The sequence below is a fragment of the Mangrovimonas sp. DI 80 genome (genome assembly GCF_001975575.1).
Lineage (GTDB): Bacteria > Bacteroidota > Bacteroidia > Flavobacteriales > Flavobacteriaceae > Mangrovimonas_A > Mangrovimonas_A xylaniphaga.
Genome location: NZ_MSDT01000002.1, coordinates 468945 through 481996 on the forward strand (window position 1 = coordinate 468945; position 13052 = coordinate 481996).

At 39.4% G+C, this 13052-nt stretch carries 10 protein-coding genes; 7 read left to right on the plus strand and 3 right to left on the minus strand.

The window, feature by feature from the left end; translation table 11 throughout:
* The first annotated feature begins 28 nt into the window (after nt 1-28).
* The 6 genes from BKM32_RS02690 (at nt 29) to BKM32_RS02715 (ending at nt 8939) form a co-directional block, all read left to right on the plus strand.
* Nucleotides 29-1201, plus strand: a complete 1173-nt coding sequence (locus BKM32_RS02690; protein WP_053976270.1) for an efflux RND transporter periplasmic adaptor subunit — start codon at nt 29-31, stop codon at nt 1199-1201.
* A 10-nt stretch (nt 1202-1211) separates the two neighbouring features.
* Nucleotides 1212-4748, plus strand: a complete 3537-nt coding sequence (locus tag BKM32_RS02695) for an efflux RND transporter permease subunit (protein WP_076662436.1) — start codon at nt 1212-1214, stop codon at nt 4746-4748.
* Nucleotides 4749-4834: 86 nt separating this feature from the next.
* The gene (gene aspS, locus BKM32_RS02700) at nt 4835-6589 is read left to right on the plus strand and encodes an aspartate--tRNA ligase (protein ID WP_076662437.1); all 1755 of its coding nucleotides are present in this window, start codon (nt 4835-4837) and stop codon (nt 6587-6589) included.
* Between the two features lie 46 nt (nt 6590-6635).
* On the plus strand, nt 6636-8423 hold the full coding sequence (locus BKM32_RS02705) for a chloride channel protein (RefSeq protein ID WP_053976273.1): 1788 nt from the start codon (nt 6636-6638) through the stop codon (nt 8421-8423).
* 3 nt (nt 8424-8426) lie between these two features.
* Entirely contained in the window at nt 8427-8657 is a 231-nt protein-coding gene (locus BKM32_RS02710) for a hypothetical protein (RefSeq protein ID WP_076662438.1), read from the plus strand.
* Between the two features lie 90 nt (nt 8658-8747).
* Nucleotides 8748-8939: a cold-shock protein gene (locus BKM32_RS02715; RefSeq protein WP_053976275.1), complete on the plus strand. Its 192-nt coding sequence runs from the start codon at nt 8748-8750 to the stop codon at nt 8937-8939.
* Nucleotides 8940-9007: 68 nt separating this feature from the next.
* Here BKM32_RS02715 and BKM32_RS02720 read toward each other — a convergent pair whose 3' ends face one another.
* Nucleotides 9008-9457 carry a nucleoside deaminase gene (locus BKM32_RS02720; protein ID WP_076663030.1) on the minus strand — a complete coding sequence of 150 codons (450 nt, stop codon included), beginning with the start codon at nt 9455-9457 and terminating at the stop codon, nt 9008-9010.
* A gap of 59 nt (nt 9458-9516) precedes the next feature.
* On the opposite strand from BKM32_RS02720, the gene BKM32_RS02725 reads away from it, so the two are divergent.
* Complete coding sequence (locus tag BKM32_RS02725; RefSeq protein ID WP_076662439.1) at nt 9517-11298, plus strand: 1-deoxy-D-xylulose-5-phosphate synthase; 1782 nt, start codon at nt 9517-9519, stop codon at nt 11296-11298.
* Here BKM32_RS02725 and BKM32_RS16450 read toward each other — a convergent pair.
* Both BKM32_RS16450 and BKM32_RS02730 read right to left on the minus strand, forming a co-directional pair.
* Nucleotides 11276-11446 (minus strand): hypothetical protein, encoded by a 171-nt coding sequence (locus tag BKM32_RS16450; RefSeq protein WP_157503105.1) that lies wholly within the window; start codon nt 11444-11446, stop codon nt 11276-11278. The two genes, BKM32_RS02725 and BKM32_RS16450, sit on opposite strands and share 23 nt — an antisense overlap.
* Nucleotides 11447-11638: 192 nt before the next feature.
* A complete protein-coding gene (locus BKM32_RS02730; RefSeq protein ID WP_076662440.1) occupies nt 11639-12982 on the minus strand; it encodes a deoxyguanosinetriphosphate triphosphohydrolase in 1344 nt (447 codons plus the stop codon).
* Between the last annotated feature and the right edge of the window lie 70 nt (nt 12983-13052).

The following is a 13052-nucleotide window of genomic DNA, read 5'->3' on the forward strand; positions in this document are numbered from 1 at the left end:
CAATCACAAAACACAGAACATTCAAATCATGAAAAACATATTTTCCATCATAACACTAGCATTTCTTTTGGTTTCTTGCGGAGGCGAGAAGAAAAAGAATTCCGTAGAAAATGTTTTAAGCTCAAACAACCTAGAATTAATTAGAACCAAAAGAGCCGAGGTTGTTGCCGAACAACAGGTCATTGCTGGCAAACTAAAACAATTGGATGAGGCTATTGCCAAATTGGATACTGTAAAACACATGCCACTGATTACCTCATTTACGGCAAAAGAACAAGAGTTCAAACACATGTTGGATATACAAGGTAATGTAACTACCAAAAACCTATTGGTCATCACTCCAGAATTCAACGGAATCTTAACAGACATCTATGTTAAGGAAGGACAACAAGTAACCAAAGGTCAAATTTTAGCTAAAATTGATGATGGTGGATTGAGTCAACAGTTAGCTCAATTGGAAATTCAAGCCGAATTGGCCAAAACCACTTTTGACCGTCAAAAACGCCTTTGGGATGCCAATATTGGTAGTGAATTGCAGTACCTACAGGCAAAATCTTCATACGAAGCACAAACCAAAGCCATCAACCAATTGCAACAACAAATTGCTAAAACAAGAGTAACGGCTCCTTTTAGTGGAACTATTGACGACATCATCACTGAAAAAGGGAGTGTGGTAGCAGCAGGACAATCGCAATTGATACGTTTGGTAAACCTTAAGGACATGTACATAGAAACAGATGTCCCAGAACGCTACATCACCGATGTTTCCAAAGGCAAAGAAGTAATTGTTGAATTCCCGTTATTGAACAAAACAATCAATACAGAAATTCGCCAAGCAGGAGATTATATCAACCCTGCCAACAGAACGTTTAAAGTACAGGTTGACATTCCAAACAAAGATGAATCTATCAAACCTAACTTGACAGCGCGATTAAAAATCAACGATTACACCAATGAGAAAGCCCTATTGATCCCGCAAAGTATCATTTCTGAAAATGCCAATGGGGAGCAGTACATCTACGTCATCAATAACAAAAATGGTAATGGTGAAGGACAGGCCAACCGAGTGATCATCAAAACCGGAAGAACTCAAGGAGACGTCATTGAAGTCTTGGAAGGTATTGAAAACGGTGCTGAAATTATTGAAGAAGGTGCCCGTAGCGTTAAAGACGGACAAACTGTTAAAGTAATCACTTACTAATCCAACGACAATGACAGAAAAGAACAAAAAAATAGTGGACAAAGAATTCCGTTGGTCTTCTTGGGCCATCGACAACAAAACCACAATGTACGTCCTTATTGTGGTGATTTTCTACCTTGGAGTTGGCGCTTTTTTCGACATGCCTCGAGAAAGCTTCCCAGAGGTTAATGAAACCAAAATATATGTAAGCTCTGTATTCCCAGGGAATACTGCTGAAGATATCGAGAAACTCATCATCGACCCCCTTGAGGACAGGCTTAAAACGGTAAGCAACCTGGTTGAGCTAACCTCTACCTCTCAAGAAGATTACGGGATGGTAATTGTTGAGTTTGATGAAAACATCACTGTTGAAGAAGCCAAACAAAAGGTGAAAGACGAAATAGATCAGGAAACCTCAAGTGAAGATTGGCCAACCTTTAATGGTGCCAAAGTAGAACCAGATGTGTTCGAATTGAGCCTTTCAGAAGAAATGCCCATCCTGAACATTAACATTTCGGGAGATTACCCAATTGAAAAATTAAAGGAATACGGAGAATACCTTCAAGATGAAATTGAAGATTTATTGGAGATTAAAAAGGTAGACATTCGTGGCGCCCAGGAAAAGGAAGTGGAAGTTGCCGTAGACATCTATAAAATGATGGCCGCCGATGTCACTTTCACCGACATTATCAATGCCATCAATAATGGAAACGTCACCATTTCTGCTGGAAATTTAAAAGCCAGTGGACAGCGCCGAACCATCCGTGTGTTGGGAGAAATTGAGTCTCCAAACGACTTGAAAAATTTCGTTGTAAAATCTGAAAATGGAAATGCCATCTACCTTAAAGATGTAGCCACTGTAAGTTTTAAGGAAGAAGACAGGACTACTTATGCTCGCGAATTTGGACAACCTGTAGTCATGCTGGATGTTAAAAAACGTGCAGGAAAGAACATGGTGGACGCTGCCAATCAAATTAATGTCATCGTAGACCACGCCATCAAAGATGTGTTTCCTCAGGATTTACAAGTTACCATCGCCAACGATCAATCTTCCGTAACCATTGGAAAAGTAGACGATTTGGTAAACAACATCATCTTTGGGGTAATCTTGGTAGTAATGGTATTGATGTTCTTCCTAGGATTTAAGAATGCTATTTTCGTAGGGTTTGCCATCCCGATGTCTATGTTCATGTCCTTAATGATCCTAAATTTCTTCGGAATTTCATTAAACACCATGGTACTGTTTGGTCTTATCATGGGGCTAGGGATGTTGGTAGACAACGGTATTGTAGTGGTTGAAAACGTATACCGACTGATGGATGAAGAAGGCATGAGCCGTTTGGAAGCAGCCAAAAAAGGAATTGGAGAAATTGCCTTTCCTATTATCATCTCTACTGCCACCACCGTAGCTGCATTTATTCCATTAGGATTATGGCCAGGTTTAATGGGAGAATTCATGATGATTTTACCACAGACCCTATCCATTGTATTAGGTTCTTCATTATTTGTAGCCATCTTCTTCAATTCTGTGCTGGTATCACAATTTATGACCACAGAAGACAAAGATATGCCGCTGAACAAGATCATAAAACTCACGGCAATAATGGCCGTAATAGGTATTTTGGTCTTTATTTTTGGAGGTCCATACAAATCTTTGGGAACCCTTATGGTATTTACAGCCATTATGCTTTGGGTGTACCGATTATTCCTAAGAAAGTGGGCCAACAGTTTCCAAACAAAAACGTTGGTAAAATTGGAACGTTGGTATGAAGGACAATTACGTTGGGCACTCTCTGGCAAGAAACCTGTATTTATAACCATTGCTACTTTTTCTGCATTGATAGCTTCGTTTATAGCCTTCGGAATATCATTGAAGGAACAACGTACCAAAGTAGAATTTTTCCCAGACAACAAACCAAACCAGATTATTGTCTATATAGAATACCCACAAGGTACCGCCATTGAAAAAACAAATGCCATCACCAAAGAGATTGAAAAGCGCGTTTATCAAGTTCTGGACAATACTCAATATAAAGACGGCGACTATAATTTCATGGTAGAAAGTGCCGTATCTCAAGTAGGTGAAGGTGCTGGAAATCCTCAAACCGATGGAGGTTCTTCGGCCGAAATGCCTCACAAAGCAAAAATTACCGCTTCCATGAGGGAGTTTAAATTCCGTAGAGGTGAAGATAGTGAGCTATTGCGCCAAAAAGTTCAAGAAGCACTAGTAGGCATCTACCCTGGAGTTTTGATTTCCGTGGAAAAAGATTCCAACGGACCACCGGCAGGTTCTCCTATCAACATTGAAATTGAAGGTGACGACTATGACGAACTGATCGCTACTGCCGAAAATATGAGAGAGTTTATCAACTCAAAAAATATCCAAGGTATTGACGAACTTAAAATAGACGTAAACAAAAACAAGCCTTCCATGAAGGTGGTAATCGACAGGGAAAAAGCGGGAGAACTTGGCGTAAGCGCTGCCCAAGTAGGACAACAATTGCGTAACTCCATCTTTGGTACCAAAGCCGGAATTTACAAAGAAGGTGGCGACGATTACGACATCTATGTGCGTTTCAATGAAGAAAACAGATACAATACCAGTGCCCTTTTTAACCAGAATATCACTTTTAGAGATAATACTGGAAAAATCAAGAGCATTCCTGTATCAGCGGTTACCAAACATGAAAACAACTCTGGATTTAGTGCCATAAAACACAAAGATACCAGACGTGTGGTAACAGTTCACTCGGCATTGTCCCCTGGTTTTACGGATGCTGGAGCCATTGTAGCGCAAATTCAAAATGAAATGAAAACCTATGAAGGCTTGCCTGAAAACATCAAAATTGATTACACAGGACAAATTGAAGAACAGCAAAAACAAATGAAGTTTTTAGTGGGCGCCTTCTTCACGGGATTAGGATTGATTTTCTTCATCTTGATTTTCCAGTTCAACTCCATCTCAAAACCAGCCATCATCATGTTGGCCATATTCCTAAGTTTCATTGGGGTATTTGGTGGTCTTGTAATTACTGGATGGGCTTTCGTAATCATGATGACCATGGTAGGGATCATCTCCCTTGCTGGTATTGTAGTAAACAATGGTGTGGTTCTCCTGGATTATGCCCAACTTTTAATTGATAGAAAGAAAATTGACAGAGGATTGGATGATGATGAATACCTTACTGTTGAGGATCTATTTGAAAGTATCGTGAGAGCGGGTAAAGCGCGTTTACGCCCTGTATTGCTTACGGCAATTACCACCATTTTAGGATTGATTCCTTTGGCAATAGGACTAAACATTGACTTCTTTAGCTTGTTTAGTGAATTCAACCCACACATTTATATAGGAGGGGATAACGTACGCTTCTGGGGGCCATTGGCATGGACCGTAATATTTGGACTTTTCGTTGCCACCTTCTTGACATTGATTGTGGTTCCTGTACTGTTTTTCCTATCGATGAAGTTAAAAATGTGGATTAGAAGTAAAATCTCACCTACTAAGCCCGAAATAGAAGAATCGTTTTCGTTACAAGAGAAAGTTGAAGCTCACCCGAGCATTGATTAATAGCGGAGAAGGCCCTGACAAATGTTAGGGCTTTTTTATTTTTTAATCAGTTATCTTCATTAAATTTGCACTTCAAAATTTAAGGTATGTACAGAAGTCATAATTGTGGTGAATTGAATGCATCACACATCAATAGTGAAGTTACTCTTGCTGGTTGGGTCCAAAAAGTAAGAGATAAAGGTTTTATGGTATGGGTAGATTTACGTGATCGTTATGGGATTACCCAACTTATTTTTGATGAAGAGCGCACGCCAAAGGCCATTATGGAACAAGCCCAAAAGTTAGGGCGTGAGTTTGTGATTCAGGTAAAAGGAACCGTTATAGAACGTGCTTCCAAAAACCCAAACATGGCTACTGGTGATATTGAAATTTTGGTTTCGGAACTTACCCTGTTGAACGGTGCCAAACTACCACCTTTCACCATTGAAGATGAAACAGACGGTGGAGAAGAGTTGCGTATGAAATATCGTTACCTTGATATCAGACGTAATCCGGTTAAAAACAGTTTGATTTTCCGTCATAAAGTAACCCAAGAGGTTAGAAATTACCTTTCACAAGAAGGGTTTATTGAAGTTGAAACACCTTATTTAATAAAATCTACGCCGGAAGGTGCCCGCGATTTCGTTGTACCTAGTAGAATGAACCCCGGACAGTTTTATGCCCTTCCACAATCGCCACAAACCTTTAAGCAATTGCTGATGGTAGGTGGTATGGATAAGTACTTCCAAATTGTAAAATGTTTTAGGGATGAAGATTTACGTGCTGACAGACAACCGGAGTTTACACAAATAGACTGCGAGATGGCCTTTGTTGAGCAAGAAGATATCCTTAACACCTTTGAAGGTCTTACCAGACACTTATTGAAAAAAGTCAATGGCGTTGAAATTGACCAGTTCCCAAGAATGCTTTATGATGATGCCATGCGTTTGTATGGAAACGACAAACCAGACATCCGTTTTGGAATGCAATTTGGAGAGCTTAACGAAGTAACCCAGCATAAAGATTTCCAAGTATTCAATGCTGCTGAATTGGTAGTAGGTATTGCTGTACCTGGTGGAAATGCCTTCACCAGAAAAGAAATCGATAAACTTATCGATTGGGTAAAGCGTCCACAAATTGGCGCCTTGGGAATGGTGTACTGTCGTTACAATGAAGATGGGTCTTTCAAATCTTCCGTAGATAAATTCTACGATCAAGAAGACCTTGCCAAATGGGCTGAAGTTACAGGAGCAAAACCAGGAGACCTAATCTGTATTTTATCTGGAAATACCCATAAAGTGAGAACACAGTTAAGTGCCTTAAGAATGGAATTGGCCGAGCAACTAGGCTTACGTAAACCAGACGAGTTCGCACCACTTTGGGTAATGGACTTCCCTCTTTTGGAATGGGACGAAGAAACAGAGCGTTACCACGCGATGCACCACCCGTTCACCTCACCTAAACCAGGCCAATTAGAATTACTGGAAACCAATCCTGGTGAAGTAAAAGCAAATGCCTACGATTTAGTATTGAATGGAAATGAAATTGGTGGAGGCTCTATAAGGATTCACGATAAAAAAACTCAGTCCTTAATGTTTGACTATTTAGGGTTTACTCCTGAAGAAGCTAAAGCTCAGTTTGGATTCTTGATGAATGCTTTTGAATATGGTGCCCCTCCACACGGTGGTTTGGCCTTTGGTCTTGACCGATTGGTTGCTATTTTGGGTGGTCAGGAAACCATTAGAGATTTTATAGCATTCCCTAAAAACAATTCCGGAAGAGACGTCATGATTGATGCACCTGCACCAGTAGACAATGCCCAACTGGATGAGTTAAGCTTAAAACTAAATCTAAATTCATAAAAAATTAAATCCTGCAAATTGCAGGATTTTTTAGTAGTTTTAGGTTATGCCTGCAAAATCGTTGTACAAAAGCTTGTTGATCTGGAGAGCCAAGCACATCTCCCATAAGCAATTTGTTTATTTCCTCAGTATATTGGTTGGTTTCACCTCCGGAGTTGGAGCAGTAGTGCTGAAAAACTTGACGCACTTTATCCAACATTTACTGGAAGGGCGTTTGGTGCAATCCATCCACCATGCGTTTTACTTTTTATTCCCCATCATCGGGTTTACCTTGGTATATCTGATCATTAAATATGTAATCAGAAACAAGGTGAGCCACGGTATTCCATCAACCCTATTTGCCATTGCAAAACGCAAAGGGATCATGAAACAATACCAAATGTTTGGGTCCATATTAACAGCGCCTATTACGGTTGGTTTTGGAGGATCGGTGGGACTAGAGGGACCAACTGTGGCTACAGGAGCGGCGATAAGTTCTAACATCGCACGCATGTTCCACATGAACCAAAAAACCAAAAACTTGTTAATTGGCTGTGCTGCTGCCGGAGCCTTATCGTCCATTTTCAAAGCGCCCATCGCCGCTATCGTATTTGCCATTGAAGTATTTAGTCTGGACTTGACTATCGCGTCCATGCTTCCATTATTATTAGCATCGCTTTCGGCGATCATGACGTCTTACTTTTTCTTTGGAAGCGACATTTTGTTGCCCTTTAGAATTGAAGATCATTTCAAAGCTTCCGACGTCCCCTTTTATGCCATTTTAGGTGTTTTTGCTGCGTTTACCTCCATTTATTTCACAGAAGCATATGAACGTATTCAAAAACTTTTCAAAAAGATAGACTCGCCAGTTAAAAGACTTTTGGTTGGAGGTGCCGCCATTGGAGTACTTATTTATTTCATCCCACCTCTTTACGGGGAAGGATTCGATGTTATGAACAACCTCATTGCTGGAAAACCAGAAAAAGCCTTGGTAAATAACTTCCTCCATTTGGACCTAAGCAATGTTTGGATTGTAATTGGGCTTTTGGCCGGATTAGTATTTTTCAAAATTATTGCCAGTTCCATCACTTTTGGAGCTGGAGGTGTTGGTGGTATTTTCGCCCCTACCCTTTTTATGGGAAGCATCATGGGAAATTGTATTGCAAAAGTCTTAAACCACACCATCCTAATCAACAATCCAGTTTCAGAAAGTAATTTTACACTTGTGGGAATGGCCGGATTAATGGCAGGAGTACTGCATGCTCCATTAACAGCCATTTTCTTGATTGCCGAATTAACAGGAGGTTATGAACTTTTCATTCCCTTGATGCTTACGGCCACTATTTCTTTCGCCATTACCAAATATTTCTACCCACATTCCGTTTATAGTATGGAGCTTGGTAGAAAGGGAGAACTTATTACGCATGATAAGGACCATGCGGTGTTAACACTCATGGACATCAATAAGGTAATTGAAACCAATTTCATCCCTGTGAATCCAGAAATGAACCTAGGTGACATTGTCCACAAGGCAGTGGTAAAATCTAGCCGCAATATTTTCCCAGTTGTTCGAAGTAAAGACCAAACCCTTAAAGGGATTATTTTACTGGACGATATTAGACAGGTAATGTTTGACCAAAGCCTTTACAATGAAATAAAAGCTGAAGAAGTCATGCAAAACCCTCCGGAAATCATCGATATTGAAAAGGACAAGATGACCGATATTATGAAGAAGTTCCAGGACAGTAACGCTTGGAACCTACCCGTGGTTAGAAATAATGTATACGTTGGCTTTATTTCCAAATCCAAATTATTGACAGCCTACCGCCGCAAATTGATCAATATTACTCACTAAAACATGAAATACATTATTGCCATATCCTTGATACTTTCTCTAATTAGTATAGCATGTGGTTTTCTCTTGGAAGTTGACTATTCACAAAAACTCATTGGTTTTGGGGTAGTTGGACTTTTCTTTGTAGTGTTTCCTTTGTTTTCATACCACCGTTGGAAAGACAAAGACATGAAAGACTATATGATTAATAAAGAGAATCTAGAAAAAATGAGAAATCATAAAAAAAAATACTGATAATCAATTTTTTAAATAAAAATACAATTACTTAACACATTGTAAGATTATTAATCATACATTTATGTTTTAATAATAATTTTTTTTACCATGACTGGAACAGTTAAATTTTTCAATGATTCAAAAGGATTTGGATTCATTACCAACAACGAAACAGGAAAAGACATTTTCGTTCACGTATCAAACTTGAACGGTATTGAGCTACGTGAAGGCGATAGCGTACAGTACACAGAAGAAGAAGGAAGAAAAGGACCAGTTGCAGCAAACGTGCAAGTGGTTTAACGAGCATATATCTTTAAGCACAGTTTCAACGCTTAACAAATTTGTTAAGCGTTTTTTTTTTATACTTTTTAATTCAAATTACGTTTTTCAATAAAAAAGCGTTTCATCAAACGTGAGGCTTCTTCCTCCAACACGCCACCTACCATTTTGGTTTTTGGATGCAGTTTTGTTTTTAAATTGATACACCCACGCTCTTCATCCCTTGCTCCATACACTATTTTTCCAATTTGACTCCAATACAAAGCACCTGCACACATTTGGCAAGGCTCCAAGGTCACATAAAGCGTACATTTGTTTAAATACTTTCCTCCCAAAAAATTAGCAGCCGAGGTAATGGCTTGCATTTCCGCATGAGCCGTAACATCATTGAGCATTTCCGTTAAGTTATGTGCCCGAGCAATAATCCTATCATCCACCACAATTATGGCCCCTACTGGAATTTCCCCTTTCTCAAAAGCATCTTCAGCCTCCTGCAAGGCTTTCTTCATAAAATACACGTCATCAAAAGGATTTTCCATAGGTATAAAATTGAATTCTGTATCCCAAAAATACGATTTCAAATGGTACATTTGTAATTATGTCCAAGTTATTAAATCACATACAATCTCCTGAGGATTTAAGGCAGTTAGAGCCCCATCAACTTCCCCAATTAGCGAAGGAATTAAGAGACTTTATCATTCATATTGTCGCTACCAAAGAAGGGCATTTAGGAGCCAGTTTGGGAGTGGTTGAACTTACCATTGCGCTACATTATGTATTCAACACCCCTGAAGATTTATTGATTTGGGATGTTGGCCACCAAGCCTACGGACATAAAATATTGACAGGCAGAAGAGAGGTCTTTGATACCAACCGACAATTTGGAGGCCTAAGTGGTTTTCCAAAGCGAAGCGAAAGCTCCTACGATACGTTTGGCGTTGGGCATTCTTCCACATCCATTTCTGCAGCCTTGGGAATGGCCATTGCGTCCCAACTGAAAGGAGAGACAACCAAACAACACATAGCTGTGATTGGTGATGCTTCCATAGCTAGCGGGATGGCCTTTGAAGGCCTTAACCATGCAGGCGTAACCAATGCCAATCTATTGGTGATATTAAACGATAATGCCATTGGAATTGATCCTAGCGTTGGGGCTTTGAAACAATATCTGACCAATGTTAAAAAAGGCACACAGAAACACGAAAATGTGTTTGAAGCCTTAAACTTTAATTATTCAGGTCCTATTGATGGACATGATTTTGCCGCTTTGATTTCAGAAATGGAGCGATTAAAAACCATAGAAGGCCCTAAACTACTCCATGTCATTACCACCAAAGGAAAAGGATTAAAACAAGCCGAAAAGGATCAGGTGAAATACCATGCGCCTGGTAAATTTGATGCCAAAACCGGGGAACTCTTCCCTAAACCAGATACCGTGCAACCTCCAAAATTCCAAGATGTTTTTGGACACACCATTGTAGAACTAGCAGAAAAAAACGAAGCCATTATTGGCATTACCCCTGCCATGCCAACAGGCAGCTCCTTAAAATATATGATGGAGCAATTCCCTGATCGGGCCATTGACGTAGGAATCGCAGAACAACACGCCGTGACTTTGGCGGCAGGAATGGCCACCCAAGGCGCCGTGGTATTTTGCAATATTTATTCTACGTTTTTACAGCGAGCCTACGATCAGGTAATTCACGATGTGGCCATTCAAAACCTTCCCGTGATTTTTTGTTTGGACAGAGCAGGTTTGGTTGGCGAAGATGGTGCTACACACCACGGTTTGTATGATTTAGCATATTTAAGATGTGTCCCTAACCTCATTATTTTTGCACCTCGTAACGAAGTAGAATTACGCAACATTATGTATACCGCCCAATTAGGACTAGAACATCCTATAGCTATACGCTATCCTCGCGGAAGGGGCAATACTTTGGATTGGAAACAAGCTTTTGAACCTATTGAAATTGGCAAAGCCATAGAATTAAAACAAGGGAACAATATCGCTGTTCTAAGTCTTGGTTTTATTGCCGATAATGTCACAAAGGCCATTGAAAAACTGGAAATGAAAGACGATGTAGCCCATATTGACATGCGCTTTTTAAAACCTTTGGACGAAAGCATGTTACACCAAGCTTTCAATTCCTATTCTGAAATAATTACAATTGAGGACGGTTGCGAAAAAGGAGGTTTTGGAAGTGCTATTTTGGAATTTGCAGCTCAGTACAACTACAAAAACAATATAAGCGTTATGGCCGTTCCCGACATTGTTGTGGAACACGGTAGTATTGAAACCTTACAGCACCTTACTAAAATTGACGTAGATGCAATTGTAGAAAAACTAGAAAGGATTATTCAGCGTCACTGTCTGTAGTAGCCATGTTAGGCTGCTCCGTAGCATTGTAAATATCTACACTTTCATTCAATTGCGAATTCTTGCTAGATCGCATATCATCAAGCATCAATAAAAAAGCCACAGTAACAAAGAAAATAACAAGAGCTCCTAAAAGGTTCTTTTTCATCATTGTAGAATTAAAAAATAAACGACAGGACAAATATAACATTTAATCGATAAAAAACAAATTTCCTCGACAAAATACATTTTTATGTAAAAAAATCTCTGATTATCAGATTCTAAAACAGCACAAATGTAAGTGAAAATCACACAGATTTTCGCTTAAGCCCAGAAGTTACAAACAGCTTATTAACAATCCTTAAATATAATCCCCTCTTAGCTTTCTGTAAGTCAATATAGCATTGCTATCCGATAACTTTGAAATATAATTGGACACCGCCATAAGACTGTCGTAAGTTGAAACTTGAGAAGACTGTACCGTTTCGGGAAGCATTTTCAAAATCAACTTATTGTAATTAGAAGCAGTGCCATTGGCTGTATTGCAAATTGCATCGGTAAACGCTGTTAACAGCCCATTGATTACTTCATAACCGGACACTTCTTTATCAATCACTTCGGAAGATTCATAAATATTTTGAATGCTAATTTTTATAATATCACTAATCTGTGCCTCAAAACGACTTTTATCAAGAAGTGCCTGAGGAAATTCATCTTTCAAAATAGCTTCTTCATTGGCCATAAACAACTCCACAGCTTCATTGATCAATGTATTAATAGCAAGCGCTCTTAGGTAACTAATGCGGTCCTGAGTATTCTGAAGGGCATTGTATTTTTCAGTGTTAATGGAATGTCTAACTAAATTGATGAGGTATTCCAATGCAAACTCTTCCTGTATTAAACCTAAGTTAATCCCATCTTCAAAGTCTATAATGGTGTAACAAATATCATCCGCCGCTTCTACCAAAAATGCCAACGGATGTCTAGAAAACCGAACCTCTCCTTTGTCTCCACGGGTAAGCAAGCCTAAATCGGTAGCAACATCCATAAAAACATCCTTTTCCGATTGGAAAAAGCCATACTTTTTGTCCACTATATGCTTGGTAGGTTTTTTGGGTAATGATTCCTTGGGATATTTCATGAATGCTCCCAAAGTGGCATAACTCAATCTAAGTCCTCCTTCTCTCCCACTTCTACTTTCTGTTAAGATTTTGAAGCCATTGGCATTCCCTTCAAAATCACACAAGTCCTGATATTCCTTGTCCGTCAATTGGGCTTTATACTTGGCACCGTTACCATTTCTAAAAAATTCACCAATAGCCTTTTCACCAGAATGACCAAATGGAGGGTTTCCAATATCATGAGCTAAAGCCGCTGCCGCCACAATAGCCCCAAAATCGTTGGCTTGATAACCGTGAACGGTTTGCAAATAAGGATATTTCTCCAGAAGCTTTTGACCTACTTTTCTACCCAAGGAACGTCCCACCACACTCACTTCCAAACTATGGGTAAGTCGTGTGTGAACAAAATCGGTTTTGGATAAGGGAATTACCTGGGTTTTATCCTGTAAGCTTCTAAATTCAGCCGAAAAAATAACCCGATCATAATCCACTTCAAAACCCAAACGTGTTTCATCTTGTTCCTTGCGCAAACGTTTATGAGTATCGCCATAACGCTTTAAGGATAGTAAGTCCTCCCAATTCATTTTAAAAATTTTAGTCGTCGCAAGATACTCTTTTCAATGTTAAATTAATGTTTCCAAAAGTCAAAAATAG